Annotated in this window: 13 protein-coding genes; 8 read left to right on the top strand and 5 right to left on the bottom strand. The window is 60.2% G+C overall.

Annotated features, from left to right (window positions below; translation table 11 throughout):
* Position 1: 1 nt before the first annotated feature.
* The gene (locus tag A7G45_RS04745) at positions 2-514 is read right to left on the bottom strand and encodes an arsenate reductase/protein-tyrosine-phosphatase family protein (RefSeq protein ID WP_260937965.1); all 513 of its coding nucleotides are present in this window, start codon (positions 512-514) and stop codon (positions 2-4) included.
* A gap of 76 nt (positions 515-590) precedes the next feature.
* Between A7G45_RS04745 and rfbA the strand changes: the two genes are divergently transcribed.
* Genes rfbA through A7G45_RS04730 form a run of 3 tightly spaced genes read left to right on the top strand, consistent with a single transcriptional unit; the run spans position 591 to position 3,655 of the window.
* Entirely contained in the window at positions 591-1,490 is a 900-nt protein-coding gene (gene rfbA / locus A7G45_RS04740; RefSeq protein ID WP_260934296.1) for a glucose-1-phosphate thymidylyltransferase RfbA, read from the top strand.
* A complete protein-coding gene (locus A7G45_RS04735) occupies positions 1,480-2,724 on the top strand; it encodes an acyltransferase family protein (RefSeq protein ID WP_260934295.1) in 1,245 nt (414 codons plus the stop codon). Before rfbA ends, A7G45_RS04735 begins: the two co-directional genes overlap by 11 nt.
* A gap of 37 nt (positions 2,725-2,761) precedes the next feature.
* Positions 2,762-3,655: a hypothetical protein gene (locus tag A7G45_RS04730; RefSeq protein WP_260934293.1), complete on the top strand. Its 894-nt coding sequence runs from the start codon at positions 2,762-2,764 to the stop codon at positions 3,653-3,655.
* Positions 3,656-3,675: 20 nt separating this feature from the next.
* Here A7G45_RS04730 and A7G45_RS04725 read toward each other — a convergent pair whose 3' ends face one another.
* Positions 3,676-4,764 carry a glycoside hydrolase 5 family protein gene (locus A7G45_RS04725; protein ID WP_260934291.1) on the bottom strand — a complete coding sequence of 363 codons (1,089 nt, stop codon included), beginning with the start codon at positions 4,762-4,764 and terminating at the stop codon, positions 3,676-3,678.
* A 279-nt stretch (positions 4,765-5,043) separates the two neighbouring features.
* On the opposite strand from A7G45_RS04725, the gene A7G45_RS04720 reads away from it, so the two are divergent.
* Both A7G45_RS04720 and A7G45_RS04715 read left to right on the top strand, forming a co-directional pair.
* A complete protein-coding gene (locus A7G45_RS04720) occupies positions 5,044-6,255 on the top strand; it encodes a lipase family protein (protein WP_260934290.1) in 1,212 nt (403 codons plus the stop codon).
* A gap of 280 nt (positions 6,256-6,535) precedes the next feature.
* Positions 6,536-7,312: a class I SAM-dependent methyltransferase gene (locus A7G45_RS04715; protein WP_260934287.1), complete on the top strand. Its 777-nt coding sequence runs from the start codon at positions 6,536-6,538 to the stop codon at positions 7,310-7,312.
* 25 nt (positions 7,313-7,337) lie between these two features.
* On the opposite strand, the gene A7G45_RS04710 is transcribed toward A7G45_RS04715, so the two are convergent.
* Together A7G45_RS04710 and A7G45_RS04705 are read right to left on the bottom strand one after the other, a co-directional pair.
* A complete protein-coding gene (locus A7G45_RS04710; protein ID WP_260934285.1) occupies positions 7,338-8,309 on the bottom strand; it encodes a class I SAM-dependent methyltransferase in 972 nt (323 codons plus the stop codon).
* A 36-nt stretch (positions 8,310-8,345) separates the two neighbouring features.
* Complete coding sequence (locus tag A7G45_RS04705; RefSeq protein ID WP_260934280.1) at positions 8,346-10,520, bottom strand: acyltransferase family protein; 2,175 nt, start codon at positions 10,518-10,520, stop codon at positions 8,346-8,348.
* 679 nt (positions 10,521-11,199) lie between these two features.
* On the opposite strand from A7G45_RS04705, the gene A7G45_RS04700 reads away from it, so the two are divergent.
* Positions 11,200-12,396: a DUF1972 domain-containing protein gene (locus A7G45_RS04700; protein WP_260934277.1), complete on the top strand. Its 1,197-nt coding sequence runs from the start codon at positions 11,200-11,202 to the stop codon at positions 12,394-12,396.
* A gap of 206 nt (positions 12,397-12,602) precedes the next feature.
* Here the strand turns inward: A7G45_RS04700 and A7G45_RS04695 are convergent, their stop codons facing one another.
* Positions 12,603-13,730 carry an acyltransferase family protein gene (locus A7G45_RS04695; RefSeq protein ID WP_260934275.1) on the bottom strand — a complete coding sequence of 376 codons (1,128 nt, stop codon included), beginning with the start codon at positions 13,728-13,730 and terminating at the stop codon, positions 12,603-12,605.
* A gap of 192 nt (positions 13,731-13,922) precedes the next feature.
* On the opposite strand from A7G45_RS04695, the gene A7G45_RS04690 reads away from it, so the two are divergent.
* Both A7G45_RS04690 and A7G45_RS04685 read left to right on the top strand, forming a co-directional pair.
* Positions 13,923-15,296, top strand: a complete 1,374-nt coding sequence (locus A7G45_RS04690; RefSeq protein WP_260934273.1) for a tyrosine-protein kinase domain-containing protein — start codon at positions 13,923-13,925, stop codon at positions 15,294-15,296.
* 145 nt (positions 15,297-15,441) lie between these two features.
* Positions 15,442-16,122, top strand: coding sequence for a hypothetical protein (locus A7G45_RS04685; protein ID WP_260934270.1), 681 nt, complete (start codon positions 15,442-15,444; stop codon positions 16,120-16,122).
* The last annotated feature ends 3 nt before the right edge of the window (positions 16,123-16,125 follow it).

Below are 16,125 nucleotides of genomic sequence, written 5' to 3'. Positions count from 1 at the left end.
CCTAGGGGCGCAGGGTGAGGACGGGCGGCAGTAGCGCCGCGATCTGTTGACCCACCGCCTCGAAGACGTTGGGGTCCAGCCCGATGGGGTCAGCGATTTCCACTGCTTCGTGGTCGGCCAAGTACGGACGCAGCGCGGCCAAGTCGGCCACCGCACGCGGGCTGTAGGTAGAGGCCAGCAGGGCCGCTTCGCCGAGCGTGAACGTCTTACGGAGCTGGCGAGGCGCCATCTCCAGGACGACATTGCGTTGCAGCGCCGTCATGGTGAGGACGAGGTCGGCGTCTGAGGCGATGCGCGGAGTCAGCTGTCGTGCGGCGAAGTCGTTGGGGTCGCCACCGAGGCGGATCAGTACATCGGCGGCCAATCGATGCACTGGATGGCCGATCACGGCGTGGATTCCCGCGCTGGACGCGGTGAAGTCGGGAATCCCGGTCTGTGCGGCGATTCCCGCTGAAAGTCGTTCTGCGGTGGGCGATCTGCAGATGTTGCCGGTGCAGACGAAGAGGATGCGCAGGTCGACCTCCCAAAAGAGCCTTAACGCAAACGTCAATAATCCTGTGTGCGCGATCCTGGCGTGCCACGATATGCCCGTGAAGGGCATCATCCTAGCGGGCGGGTCGGGCACCAGGCTCCACCCGATCACCCTGGGCGTGTCCAAGCAGTTGATTCCGGTTTACGACAAGCCGATGGTCTATTACCCGCTGTCGACGCTGCTGTTGGCACGCGTGCGCGACATCCTGGTCATCACGACTCCCTTTGACGCTCCGAGTTTCGAGCGTCTGCTCGGGGATGGCTCTCGATTTGGCGTGTCGATCACGTACGCGCGGCAGCCATCGCCGGATGGTCTCGCACAGGCATTCGGCATTGGCGCTGACTTCATCGGATCCGGCAAAGTTGCCTTGATATTGGGCGACAATCTTTTATACGGGCCTGGATTGGGAACTCAGCTCCAGAACTTCACTGATATCGACGGCGGGGCGATATTCGCGTACCGGGTTGCTGAGCCCAGTCAGTATGGGGTCATCGAATTTGATGATCAGGGCATTGCGGTATCTCTGGAAGAGAAGCCCAAGATTGCCAAGAGCGACTACGCCGTCCCTGGCTTGTATTTCTACGACAACGATGTGGTCGAGATAGCGCGGCAGTTGAAGCCGAGCGCGCGCGGCGAGTACGAGATCACCGATGTGAACCGGGCGTATCTCGACCGAGGCGAACTCCATGTGCAGGTGCTGCCGCGAGGCACGGTGTGGCTCGACACCGGCACCGTCGACAGCATGACTGACGCGGCAGACTTCGTCCGCACCATGGAGCGCCGCAGCGGACTGAAAATCGGTGTGCCAGAAGAGGTTGCGTGGCGACAGGGTTTCCTCAGCGACGACGAGCTCCGAGAGCGGGCCGAGTGTCAGGTGAAGTCCGGATACGGCTGGTATCTGCTTGATCTGCTGGACCGGGAGCTGTGTCCGCCGCGGGCGGTGGTGGGTGCTCCCTAGCGTTGGTTTGCGGCCAATTGTCCGCGGACGCCACCAAAGTCGGAATGGTCGGGGCGACGAGTCCTCGGCCCGACCAAGGCGACGACTAAGCGAATGGTTTCGTCACGATCCAAGTCGTTACCCGCTTGGCTACAACCCGGGACTCGACGGTTTACGCGGTGCCGCGACGCTGTGCGTGATCGCCACGCACTTGAGTTTCGCCTGGTGCCCAGGAGCATTCCTGTACATGGACATGTTCTTCGTGATGAGCGCGTACCTGATCACTTCGTTGTTGCTGAAACGATGGACCAAGACGGGAAGGGTCGGTTTCCACACCTTCTACCGTCGCCGAGTGCTCCGGCTGTTTCCCGCCAACTATGCAATGATTTTTACCTATCTCGTCGTCGCGTTTTTCATTCTCCCCAACTTCCGTTGGCATCTGAAAGAGGCAGCAGCAGCGGGTACGTACATATCCAACTGGGTCAGAGCAATCCTGCTTCCGCCTACCGGATGCCTCGGCCACACCTGGTCGCTTGCGGTGGAAGAGCAGTTTTACCTGCTGTGGCCCGTATTGCTGACACTCCTTCTGAAATTCATCGGACTTCGCGTACGACTGATCGCAGTACTGGTTGTCCTCGCCCTGGGCTTCGCAAGCTGGCGGAGTTGGCTGACGTTCCACGGAGCATCCATCGAGCGCCTGTACAAGGGGACCGATATGCGCGGTGACGCGCTCTTGATCGGGTGCGCACTAGGTGTTGCGTTGGCCATCCCAGAGATACGTGAGAGCGCTGCCCTTCAACGCATCGCCAAGCACTTGGCGCTCCCATGTCTCGCGGTGCTGGTTGTTGGAGGATTTGCGACTGATATTCAAGACCGGGCAATGTATGCGGGCGTTTCGCTGTTGTTCACATTGGCGTCGGCATGCCTTATTGGGGCACTGGTGCTACCAGAGCAGACGATTCCCCACCGTATATTCAGGTCGCCTCTGTTGGTTTTCCTCGGGGGAATCTGTTATGGACTCTATCTATGGCACTATCCGATCTTCAGGATCATCACTCAGCACTACGGGATCGTGGACCCCGTAGTGGTAGGGATTATTGGCGTTCCCCTCGCGTTTGCTGCCGCACTCTTGTCTTGGCGTTTCATTGAGGGCCCATTTTTGGCGGTGAAGGATCGATTCCCGCTGATGCCCTCTCGCCGAGCAGTCACGAAGCCCAACTCGAGGATCGAATCCCGTGTCTCAGAAGGGAAATGACTTTCGTGGACGACGACCCATCGAAAAGGACTGAGCCGTGAAATCATTCATGAAATCCGTACTGCGTCGTCCCTACTACGCGGCCAGGAGGGAGGTCGACAGGTTCCTGGACAGGGAATCGCTGTACCAGCAGATGCAGCGGCAGATGGTCACGCAATACGCCTTGGCGGCACTGTCCGGCGTGAAGCCGTATGAAGACATCGCCGACGCCGGCTTCCGCTGCTATTCCCAATTCGAAGAAGACGGTATCGCTCTGTATGTCTTATCGATGATCGGCTTCAAAACGAGAAAAGTCGTTGAGATCTGTTGTGGAAACGGCAGTGAGTGTATGGCGACCAATCTGATATTGAACCACGGTTTCCAGGGCTATCTTTTCGATGGCGACAAAACCAATATCGCGCTTGCCGAGAAGTTCTTCGCCAGCAAAAGAGACTGCTATATCCACCCGCCCGAGCTGTCGCAGGCCTGGATCACCTCGGAAAATGTCAACGACCTGCTGATCAATGCCGGCGCAACTGGTGAGGTGGATTTCTTCTCTCTGGACATCGACGGCAACGACTATTGGGTGTGGCAGGCGATCGATGTCATCCAGCCGAGACTGTGCGTGTTTGAAACGCATGCCGCGATTCCATCAAATCTAAGCCTGACCATCCGATACGATCCGCAATTCAATTCATGGCTGGAAAAGGGTAACGACCAGGAGTACCGCGGCGTCTCCCTCGCGGCGATGGTGAAGTTGTGCCGGGAAAAGGGCTACCGACTGATCGGTGCGCACCAAAACGGATTCAACGCGTTCTTCCTGCGCGATGACATCGCCCCGGACATATTTCCGGAGATCTCCGCCGAGACGGTTCATGACAACAAGTGGGCGAAACGTGGGCAGGAGCGGCTGTGGCCGCTGCTGAAGGACATGGATTGGGTGGAAGTATGACCTGACGGTCCACCCGACCGCTATCTGGTGGTCGGGAAGCTCGCGAACGCCCCTGCGACGTCGGTGCGCAATTTCGCTGGTGCGGAATACAATCCGTACTGATTGTCGGTGTCGTTCACGTCGTAGCACGACCAGGCGAGCGCCCCCAAGTTGTCCGGGCGTGCGGCGACAAGCTGCTGGACCATGTCGTAGAAACCACTTCGCGCGGCTGGGGGTTGGTCTGCGCCAATTCCGAACTCTCCGAACATCATCGGCTTGCCCTGCGCCCAAGTGTTTGTGTACGTGTTAGCGATGTCAGCGGGAGTGGTGTCGGCGTAGATGTGGAAGTCGAGGAAATCGCACAGCTCGAAGAACGGTTCAACGGGGTGATCGCCGAATATAGGCCCGGCAGGTGCCGGGCCACGCGAATTCCATGACCAGACACTGGAATCGAAGACGGGGAAGCTGACGGTCACCGGCAATCCCTGTCGATGTACCGCGTCGGCACAGGCCCGGAGCGTCGTCAGTAGCCAGTTGTAGTCGGATTGCGATTTGGTGCCAGGAACCGTCATTCCCCAGGCTTCATTCATGAGGTCGACACCGATCACGCCCGGATACTGCGCGAGCATGTTGACCCACTTCGCATAGTGTGCTGCGGCCTCGGTGCTCGACAGGGATCGTTTGACGTCGTTCTGCAGATCACTGCCCGAGGGGAGCATGTAGAGCTCCTTTTTGGCGCAGTAGTCCAATAATTGCCGCCACCGCGCGTAGTAGACATCCTCTGTGATGTTGCCGGCGAGGAAGGTCTGCGTGCTTCCCCACAGACGAACGGAGTTGCCAAGCGCCGCGGCGTCGTCGATCTGTGGCCTGATCCAGTTATCCCAGTCCCAAACTGTCCACATGGCTGCCCACACGTTGGTCCCGAAATCGGTCCATGGCCGGCCAAGCGGCTTCGCACTGCAAACTATGTTCGCGCCGCGTAGCCGGACGTTGTTCGGCAGGCGATCTACTCGCGCGCTCGCCGCCAGCGGACTCGATGGGTTGGCGTCCGCGCGCGGGATGGATACCGTGGCTGCCAGTACTCCTGCGCCGGTGATCCGAAACATATTGCGACGATTCATCTCGCGCACCGAACCACCTTAATGCATTTGCGGAATAAGAGCTCGCCGCGAAATCCGGCTGTTGCAGGATCGATGGACCTTCGACTATGACGCCACCGTTTCGGACTAGTCTCAGGCGAGTGTAGTGGAGAATTTGGTGTTCGGTGCGAGGATATCGCGGGACAGACGCGTGACGACGGCTGTTGCACCAGTGTCGGCTATTTCATTCTTCGTGTGGTGGAATCATGACTCCGGTAAATTGGCTACCGTGTTCGTGATTCGCCTGGCGCGCCCGAGTGTCATTGTCTGATGATTCGAATTAGGCGATATCTGGCGGTCGGTGCCGTCGTCATCTCGGCTTTGGATGTAGCGGCCGGGGTGATGCCCACGATTCGTAGCGCCAAGGCTGATCCCGGTGATGCAGTGGTAGCGATTGCGGGCGCGGACCTCAGCGGCACGGGGCCGGGTTCGGTGATCAGCGCGACGACCATCCCGGTGTTCTCGAATACCGAGGCAGGCCAGCGGATGCGCGCAGCGCGGGTGGTCTACCGCTCTACGAACGGCGATACAGGTCAACCGACTCAGGTGTCCGGTTCGGTTTTCGTGCCGCTGGGCGAAGCGCCGGCCACGGGTTGGCCGGTTATCGGATTCGCTCATGGCACCACAGGCATCGACCAACCGTGCGCACCGTCACGATCCGACACGCTCGGAAACCACGTCTACTGGGTGTCCAGGCTGGTCGATCTGGGATTCGCCGTTGCGTTGACGGACTATGAGGGACTGGGTAACCCCGGTGTGCATCCCTACCTGGACTCGCCGACGGCCGGCTACAACGTGATCGATTCTGTCCGCGCACTTCGGCAAACGTTCCCGCATGTCTCAGCTGTTTGGGCTGCTCTCGGTGGGTCTCAGGGCGGCGGGGCGGCATGGGCCGCCGATGAGGAGGCCGCGATCTATGCTCCTGAATTGAATCTCGTCGGTGCAGGTGCGTGGGCGCCCGCGGCCGATGTTGTCGGGTTGGTCGACAAGGCGCTCGCCGGCACGCTCACCAGAGAACAGAGCGGGCTGTTCGCGGCGGTCATCGAGTCATTGGCGCGGCGGCATCCTGACCTCAATCGCGACGACTACCGGCACGGTGCGGCCGTCAAATATTGGGACCTCCTATCGACTTGCTCTGCGGGTTTGGAGCAACAACGCACCGCAGCTCTCAGCGAGCTCGGCCCACGGGATCTCGCCGCGGCGACACCCCTGGCCGCCGACCTGCTCCGTAGTTATCTGTTGAGATGGGCGCTCCCGAAGGGGAAATCATCGGCTCCGCTCTCGGTGGTTTACGGCGACCGTGACGAATACATCGACCCGGTGTGGACCGTCGAAGCGCTCGTTCGGGCTTGTCGGGTGGGCGGCAGCATCGTGTGGCAGCAGCAGCAAGGCAAGGGCCACGGGGGCCTTGACGTCGAACCCCAGCTTGCCTGGCTCGGCGATCGATTCAGCGGCAAACCTGCTCCGAATTACTGCACCTAGCGTCATCCGGGAGATGCGCGGTATTTGTGTGACCTGACGACGTTCAAATCCCTTTTCGCATGTGCCGAACGGCGGCAATTACCTACGAAATCGCCTCTGCAAGATTTGTGCGTGGCATGATTTATCCGTGAGCTTCGACGGGGCGGCCAAGGTGCGGACACCGGTGAATCCAATGGCGTGCCCGAATTGTCATGGCAGCCTTGACACCCGTCAATCCGGGGCCATTTGTCTTTCGTGCTCGGCAACGTACCCGGCTCTCGAGGGCGGCTACCTCAATTTGATGCCACCGTCCTCGACGATCGCGCTCACACCTTCCGACGAATATTTGGCCGAGCAGATTGATTCCGGCGCCGACCGCGCCGAGCGCTGGTTATCCCGGCAACTGCGGCACGGTGACCGCAGTGCCCTCGATGTCGGCTGCGGCACCGGATCCATCGGAAAGATCATCGCCGAGTTGTATCCAGCCGTTGACGTTTGGGGAGTCGACCTCCCCGGCAATCTTCCGGGCTGGCGCAATGCTGGTGCGAATCCCGACCGTGTCGTGGCTGGATCTGCGCTTGATCTCCCATTCGAGTCCGGCAAGTTCGACCTGGTGTGGTCCATCGGTGTCATCGAACACATCGGTGAACCGAACCCGCCAACAGGGCGCGCGGCCGATCGCCTGCGCTACGTCAGCGAGATGATGCGGGTGCTGCGGCCGGGCGGCCGGGCGATCATCGTGGCACCGCACAAGTGGTTTCCGTTGGATCCCGCCCATGATTTTTCGAAAAGCGAATGGATTCACCGGCTATTCGCGCGTACCCACCTCGGTCTGCACCCCACATGGGGGCCGCACCCGTTGATGTCGTTCGGAGAGGTTCGGCGTCTGGCGCGCGAAGCGGGTGCGAGCAAGACTCGTCCGCTCGGCATGGCGGACTACTTCAATTTCGCGGGTCTGGGTTCAGCGCGGGCGGCGTCGTTGGTGCCGGCGGCTCGGTTTTATCTGAATCACCTGCCCGGCTGGATGGGCGCCACACCGCTCGCGCCGTTCTTGGCCGTCGAACTGACCCGGGCGTGATTGTCTGAGAGTTGCAAGCCGCGAACTACACCCGCTGCATCCAGAATGAGCCCGGTTCGCGAGTCGTGATCTCCGCGCCGAGGACCGGGCAGCATCGCGAGAGTTGTTCAGGATAGTGGTGTTTCAGGAAATTGAGGGCGCCGATCACCTTGAACGCGGAGTTGTAGCTGAGGAACGCCTCAAGCAGATATTGCTCGTTCCAAAAGCGATTCTGGTCGATGATCCATTCGGCGGGGTAATCCCGCGGGGTGAAGATGTCGTGGACATGCACGAGCACCCCGGAATTGAGTCGTGGTAGCAGTTCCAGATACTCGTGCAGGACGTCGCCTTGGGGGCGAATCATGTGGGACGAGTCGATGAAGAGCACATCGTTCGACTCAAGTTCGTCGAACATGGATTTATCGAGCTGCTCGACGGGTGTCCTGAGGACCGTCACGTCGAGTTGCTCCAGCCAATCAGCTTCGTAGGGCTCGACGCACACGTGCCGGCATGCATTGCCGTCGTTCTCGCGGAGATTTGCGGCTATCGCTGCGGCAGCGATCCGGGTGGATTGGCCGCTGCCGATCTCGATGATTCGTCGCGGCTTGAACAGCCGAATGATGTTGTACAAGTATTCGGCGTCGCCGGAGCTGAACATTGAGTTCTGAAAATAGAAGCCCAAGCCGGCTTGTTCCTCCTGCGGGAATGCGAGCAACTCGTCGGCGTAGTCGAATTTCTCGAGTAAGAGGAGCTGTTCGTCGATATTCATGTCGAGCGCCGGAAGGTCGCGCTCGGCTGACAACGGCACTCGCAAGGCGGTTGGGGTGAACAGCGGCTCGTAGTAGTGATCGAGCAGTGGGAACACCCCGACGCGCCGGAACGTCGCGCGGGTGGCGGGCAGGCGGTGCAGTCCTCTGCGCCGGATAGCCCTCATGATCAGCGCAGACAAGGTTGCGACCGGAACCAGAATGACGTCGATCAGGCGCCAGACAGCTCGTGTCGTAGTCGCCGGTTTCATGTGGCGAACCCAGTAGCACGATTGACGGCGGTCATGTCACGTCGGAATCGCGCCGGACGCGAGCAGCGACTCCTGCATGACGGGCCAGATTTTGTCGCCATAGGGCACCGTCATGTGTACGACGTCGCGCTTGGTCAGCGTCGTGCCCACGAAGCTGGGGCAGTATCGGCCGTCAACACAGAACCAGGACAGTGAATCGATCCGTACTCCGCCGAGGGAGTCGGCCAACTGCTGCTCCGCGGCTGCTGTCTGGCGCCAACTTTCAGGAACGGCGGACATGCAATCCGCCGGCAGATGTGATTCCTGTCCGTAGCACTCTGAGATGTTCACTCCTATCGGCGGCGGAGAAATGATCATGATCTTCTTGGTGTTCGCCTTGAACTTGTCGATGAAAGCGCCCAGCGCTTCAGCCCATTCCTTGGGGGTCAGTGTTATGCCGGTGCCCTCTATTTTCTTGGGCAGGGGCGAATGAGAAATGATCACCATGTCCGGCTGCGTTCTGTTGATGTAATCAACTGCTTCCGACTTTTTCTGGGCGCATTCGTCGACGAGATTCTGGTCTTTGTTCTCGACCAGTTGGTCGATGTAGTAACACGCGTACGCAGCTTCACTATGGACCTGGAAGAAGCCATTGGAATTGAGCGCCATCGTCCGTAGCGGGCCTAGATAACCCAAGGCGACAGAATCACCGATAACCACAGCGCGAAATCGGGCAGTCGGCGATCCCCACGTGCAGATGTCTGGACCGCTCGGTTTCGAACCCGCACAACTGTGAACGTCGGGAGGTGCGACGTTCGCTTTCACGGCTGATTCGACGGATGGGTCGAACTGAGGCCAGTCGGCGGCGCGCAGGGCAGACAAGAGTTCGGTGCGGAGTTCCGCCGCCAATGGCAAGGCCGCAGGACCCATGGGAATGTCGTGTGAGGCGGAGACCGAGATGTCTGCGACGACGTTGGGTGGTTGGTAGGGGCGCTGGATGTAAGCAAGCAGAGCCAAGACCAGCAAGACCGCCGCGCCTATGGAAGCGAACTGTGTCGGTTTGCGCACCACGATACGGCCGCGTTCGAGTGCCCGCTTGGCCTGCCGCAACTTGGCCAGATCGATTCGCCGGAAGGGGTTTTCGATGAAGTGGTACGACGCGATGGATAACCCTAGAGTGAGTGCGATCGCGGTGGCGTAGTAGGCCTTGGTCGGGTACACCATGATGGTGCCGAGGAGAATGATGACCGGCCAGTGGATCAGGTACAACGAGTAGGAAATGTCGCCCAGGTAGGTGCTGACCGGGTTACGTAGGAAAGGTTGGTATTTGGGCTCGCCGCCGACTCCCGCTGCGACAACCATCGCTGACCCGGCCACCGGCAGTAATGCCCACGGTGCCGGAAACCCCATCGACGGATCTGTGATGAAGGCGATGCTGGCCACAATGAGGGCCAGGCCCGCCCAGGACAGCACCGGCTTGATCACCGTCGGTATCCGAGACAGCAGCCCGACGGACGTGGCCAGCAGCGCCCCGACGCCGAGTTCCCAGACGCGAGTGAAGGTATCGAAGTATGCGCGGGCCGGCCACGCCGCAGATTCGTACACGGCCCAGGCGAATGACGCGGCGATGATCAATCCCATCGCGCCGCCGGCCAGTTGCATCCTGCGTTGGTGGGTCCATGACCGGCGGAGCACAAGCAGGCTGACGACGAATATCACTGCGGGCCATACGAAATAGAACTGCTCTTCGACAGAAAGGGACCAGTAGTGCTGCAACGGTGACACTGAGCTGTCGGCGTTGAAGTAGTCAGTGCCTATTGTTTCGAAGCGCCAGTTCGCCATGAACATGAACGCGCAAAAGGCATCGATACCGACTTCGTGCGCTCTGAACGCCTTGAACAGTAGCTTTGAGGCCAGATACGTCAGGAGCAGTACAACCGTGGCCGCAGGGATGATGCGCCGCACCCGATTCCAGTAGAACTCCCGGAACGGCACGGTGCCGTGCTTGTCTGCCGACCGCAGCAGGTTTCCGGTGATCAGGAAGCCGGAGATCACGAAGAAGACGTCGAGGGTGACGAATCCGCCTTCGGGCCAATGAAACAAGTGGGTCGCGAAGATCGTGAGCATCGCGAACATGCGCAGACCCTGGAGGTCCAGACGCTGATGCGACCGCGCGGCGATGTGGTAGCGCCGCCGCGAGTATCGCTGGTACCGCTTCAGTATTGACGCCACGGTCAGTCTCCTTGGGTTGGTGGCATCGTATCTCCGGGCGTGTCAAATTTTGCCCGTTATTGACGTGATCGTCGGCGGAAAGATTTCTGACCGCTCCGGCGGTGCGCTAGCGGCCTGCGCACCCGCGCTGACCTGCTTCTTTGGGTTGTTCGGCAGGCGGGCCTCTGGGATCGGGCGGGGTTCTGGGTGGGGTGTCGCCCGGACGTTGGGTGCCGCCGGGCCGCTGTGACAGGTCGGCGCTGTGGGATCCCGGCGGAGTGCGGGGACGCGTTCTGGAGGCATGTTGCTGGCGGGCTGGAAGGCTATATCCGAGTCGCGCGTGACCGGGGCTGCGTGATCGGCGATTCGCCAGGGGGCCGAGCGGCGGAAACGGCGCTGACCTGCAGTTATTTGACGCGTCAGTTATTTATCCACACCCTTGGTGGCCGGCGCTTGGGGCGGGGTTGAACAATCGCCGTGCAAAAGCGCTATAGGTTGCTAGTCAGGGTATTAAATAGAGCGGCTAACGAGGCTAGCACAAACGCAATTGACGTTTTAGCAAAAAACTTTCCAAAAGTACTTCCTGCGAGTGATCGGTGGTCGTAGCATCGGTCACATGTCGGGTGCTCGGGCGGCCCGCTAGAACGGCGTGAGAACTCAGTAATTCGTTACGTAAGAGTTGGTCTGGATCGGAGGACCGATGTCGTCAGTCGCAATCATTGGGACACGCGGATACCCCAGTTATTACGGGGGATTTGAGACGGCCGTACGAAAAATCGCACCCAATCTTGCTGATATGGGTTGGGATGTAACGGTTTATGGCCGGCGTGGTACCACCAAGCCTGACGACCCCAGTCTGGACACGCGTATCAAGACCAAAGTCACCTGGGGCATGGAGACCCAGAAACTGAGCACGCTCTCGCATGGGTTGACGGCGGCGCTCGACGCGGCTGCGCACAAGCCTGACGTGGCACTGATCATGAATTGTGCAAATGGCTACTTTCTTCCGATTTTACGCGCTCGGGGAATTCCGACATTGGTCAATGTGGATGGCCTCGAATGGGAACGCGATAAATGGAGTCCGCTGGCCAAGTCGGTTTATAGAAAAGCGGCCGAATGCACTGCGAAATGGGCGGATGGTCTGGTCTTCGACGCCCGAAGGATTGCTAGGTACTGGAAAGAGACCTTCGACGCCGAGGGCACATTCATTCCGTACGGCGGCGACATCGCTGCGGAGTTGCCGGTGCCTGACGGATTGAGTCATCGCAACTACGTCCTCGTGGTGACCCGGTTCGTGCCCGAGAACACGGTTGCCCAGTTCTTTGAAGCGGTGCCGGCAATTGCCGAGCACTATCCGGTGGTCATCGTCGGCAGCTCGGGGTACGGAGGCGAGTTGGACGACACCGCGCGCCGTCTGTCCGCTCATCCGTCGGTGTCCTGGTTGGGGCATGTCCACGACGATCAGCTGCTTCTTGCGTTGTGGCAACATGCGGGTCTCTACTTTCATGGCCACAGCGTCGGTGGCACCAACCCGGCGCTGGTGCAGGCGATGGCCGCGGGAGCACCGATTCTGGCGAGGGATACCGACTACAACCGCGAGGTTCTCGGTTCGGCCGGCGAGTTCGTGTCGGATGACCCGGAGCTGATCGCGAAGTCCATCCTGCGGTCGATGGACAATCGCAGCGAGCGTGAGGCGGCGTCGCAGGCGGGCATGATGCGCGCCGCGCAGCATTACTCCTGGTCGCAGGTCAGTCGCAGCTACGACGGCGCGATGCGCACGGTGATGGAGGCGCGTGGAGTATCGGTGCATGCCGAGGTGCACCCGATTGCCGGCCGGGCAGGGACGCTGAATATCCCGGTTCCGGGCCAGATGCGTTCCAAGCGCCTGGCGATGTAGCAGCCATTCGATCTGCGGAATCTGAGATCCCACCTGAACTGGGGTCCTCCGAAGTGGGTGTCGCAACGCCGCGGCCCGCGTGGCGTGAATGTCACGTGACGGAAAGCGTCTGCGGGGTCCCGGCTGTGTCGAACCGCTTGTGTGCCGTACTAGTCGAGCCGATCAGCGTCACTGGGTTCGGCCAACTTGGTCACCGGTTAATGCCACTAGAGTCGGTCGGGCGCGGGACGAGGCGCGGAGTCGGCAACAGCAGAGCGCAATGACTTGTCCAGCCCACGCTGCGAGCGTCCGTCGCGGTTCTTGATCCGCAGGAACGGCTGCTCGATGTAGCGATACGACAAGGCGGCAATGACGAAAGTCCCTGCGACGACGAACAATTCGATCCATTTGGCACGTGTCACCGTCAGCAGCAGGAATACGTTGACGGGTGCTTGATAGAGGTAAATGCCATAGGACCGCTTGCCGATCCATTGGACCCAACGCCAGTCGAATGGCGCGAACCCACGGTTCTGGCAGATGGCATAGATGACGATGGCGACGCCGATGCCAACGACGCTGGGCATGGCGATCAGCTGCATGTTGTGCGGCTCCCGGGCGGAGAGCAGGCAGCCCAGTCCGGTCAACGCCAAACCGATCCAGACCAGCCACTGGGAAGTCCCTGGCCTGACGCGAGACCTGTGCAACATGAAGGCGACGATGGCGCCGTACATCAGGCTGTCGGCCCGGGTGTCGAGGCCGAAGTAGATGCGCAGGTAGCCGGCCCCGCTGACATACAGGAACACTCGCCACGCCAGGACTGCCACGCACACCACGCTCAACGCCGTGATCATGCGCCGTTTCGAAACCCGTGCGGTGAGGATTATGACCAGCGGCCAGATCAGGTAGAACTGCTCCTCAACCGCAAGCGACCAGGTGTGTCCCAATGCGGTGGGGCGAGGCACCCCACTCATCATCAGCCAGTTCGACGTGTACGTCAGGGTTCCGAGCACGAGCTTCAAGTCGGGAAAGACGTAACCGTGGACGAGGAGAACCAAACATGCCAATACGACACAGGTGATCATCGCCGGCACCAGTCGGAGGAACCGCCGCCGGTAGAACCCGGGGACATCTAGTCGGCCGAATATTTGTCGTTCTTCCAGTAACAAAGTCGTGATGAGGAATCCTGACAGGGTGAAGAACACCGAGACCCCGACGGTGCCACCTTTGCCCAGCGGGGCGTAAATGTCCGTGTGTGCAATGAGCACCAGGAGGACGGCCATGGCCCGGACTCCGTCCAACTGGGGGCGATGGCCCAGGAGCCACATGCTGCTGTCGACTTCGGTACGGCACTCCATGTGGCACCCCAGGTTCTGTCGGCAAAGCAGTTCGATCCTCGCCCGAAGAGGTCAACGTGGGCCCGTCACGTTGCTGGCTGCTGCGCTGGTCTCGGTTGGTCAGTTTGCCCCATTTTTTCGGTGGCGTGAATAAATAAACGGTACGCTGCCTCAGACTCCGGTGATCGAGAATCGCAACAGAGGCACACGAGCATGGAGGGGCTGACGTTGAAGCTTCAGGACTTTCTCAAGCTCATCAGGGCACGCTGGATTACGGTGTGCCTCACCATCGTTGTCGTGGTGCTCGGAGCACTGATAGTCACGGTGACCACCACGCCGCTGTACCGCGCATCGACGCGGCTGTTCGTGTCGACTGCTGCCGGCAACTCGCTTACGGACATCTACCAGGGCAACAGATTGTCGCAGGAGCGAGTACTTTCGTACACACAGTTGCTCATGGGCAAGACCCTGGCGGAGCGCACCGTCAAGAAACTTGGTATGAACGTTCCGCCAGAAGCGCTCCAAGCGGCCGTCACAGCGACTGCTAAACCCGACACCGTTCTGATCGATGTCGCTGTGCTGGACAAGTCCCCCGGCCAGGCGAGCGCCATCGCGAACGCGCTATCCGATGAATTCGTCAATATGGTCAGGGAATTGGAGACGCCGGTCGGCGGGACGGTGCCGGATGCGCGCATTGTGGTCGAGCAGCATGCGTCGACACCGACCGCTCCTGTCATCCCCAATACGACTCGGAATCTCTCACTCAGTCTGATCATCGGCGTCCTTGGCGGCATCGGTCTGGCGTTCTTGCGTGAACTACTGGACAACACCGTCAAAGACCACAAGGTCCTCGAAGACATCACCGGTGTTGGCGTCGTCGGCGATATCCCGTTGGACAAGGAACGGCGTAAGACGGCAGCAATATCGTTCCGGGACAGCAACTCTGGAATCGCTGAGGCCTTCCGGAAGCTCCGCACCAACTTGAACTTCTTGGCTGTCGACAGCCCTCCCCGGGTCATCGTCGTTACCAGTTCAGTTCCTGAAGAGGGCAAGTCCACAACTGCTATCAACATCGCGCTCGCATTGGCAGAGGCCGATCACAACGTAGTCCTCGTCGATGGCGACATGCGTCGGCCGATGATTCACAAGTATCTGGATCTAGTTGGCACAGTTGGACTTAGCACGGTACTCAGCGGTGCGGTACCGCTTACCGAAGCTGTTCAGGAGACAAAGTTCGCCGGGCTCAGCGTATTGACCGCCGGGGTGAAGCCGCCGAACCCCAGCGAGTTGCTCGGATCGCAGGTATCGCAAAAGGTCCTCGCTGAGTTGGCGTCACTGTTCGACTACGTGATTGTGGATTCGTCACCGTTGCTGGCCGTGACCGATGCAGCGATCTTGGCGGCGAATTCTGACGGTGCAATCATCATGGCGCGATTTGGTCAGACGAAGCGGCAGCAGCTCAAAGACGCGGTGGGCGCTCTCACCGATGTCGATGCGAATCTTCTCGGGGCGGTCTTCACCATGCTCCCCGCCCGCGTCGGTGCATACAGCTACTCGTACAGCTACTACGGCGGCGATAGTGACTGAGTCGCATCGGGATGACTGACCGCTGCAGATGAATCGTGGAGATTTGCCGATGAAAAGCCGTTGGGGCGCAGTAATTTTGGTCGCTGGGCTAACGGCATGCACGCGTCAACCACCCCCTGCGGAGTCGCACTATGTGCCGTCGGCAGTGCCAACGCAAAGCGCTGCGGCTCAGGCTCCGGACGAGCCTTCATCGCCGACGTTCGCGTCCTTCATCGACAATTTTGACCGCCCTGACACGCCACTCGGATTGGGCGAGGGCTGGGACATGAGAAGCGCCCCCTCCAACGGCTACCCGTTGCCACCGGCTGCGGATGGCTTCATCAAAGACAACTATTTCGGCTATGCCGGCAAGGACGATGTCCACGCGATCAGGGAATTTCGTGGAGCGCTGAAGACTGTTGGCGGCGTGGGGAGGTTCCGCGTGACCGGGCTTGGCGGGCTGACCATGTTTTCGATGGGGATTTCCGCTGCAGACGACCTGTCTGCGAACGTGGTCGGCTTCGTATCCAGCCGAAGCTTCTGGGCACTGAAGATACGGGCCGCCAACGGCGTTGATCAGACGGTGGCAACAGATAAGTACAATCTCCCGTTGGAACCGGATCGCGATTACCAATTCGAGCTGAGTACGAATGGTACGACGGCGACGATCAAAGGTCCCGGCCTCGACGTGACGAAGAATCTGTCTGCTGCGATCCCGCCAGGAGTCTTCGGTTATTGGAGGCTTTTCCCGACTCGCGCTCCGTTGGGCGACTTCTTCGACTTCAAAACCGTATGGGCGGTGGAGGACGGCCAGCCGGTGTTTCCCGTTCCGGGGACCGCGCCCTAGCTC

Source organism: Mycolicibacterium llatzerense (assembly GCF_025331195.1).
Lineage (GTDB): Bacteria > Actinomycetota > Actinomycetes > Mycobacteriales > Mycobacteriaceae > Mycobacterium > Mycobacterium llatzerense.
This window is presented reverse-complemented; position numbering and strand designations above follow the sequence as displayed.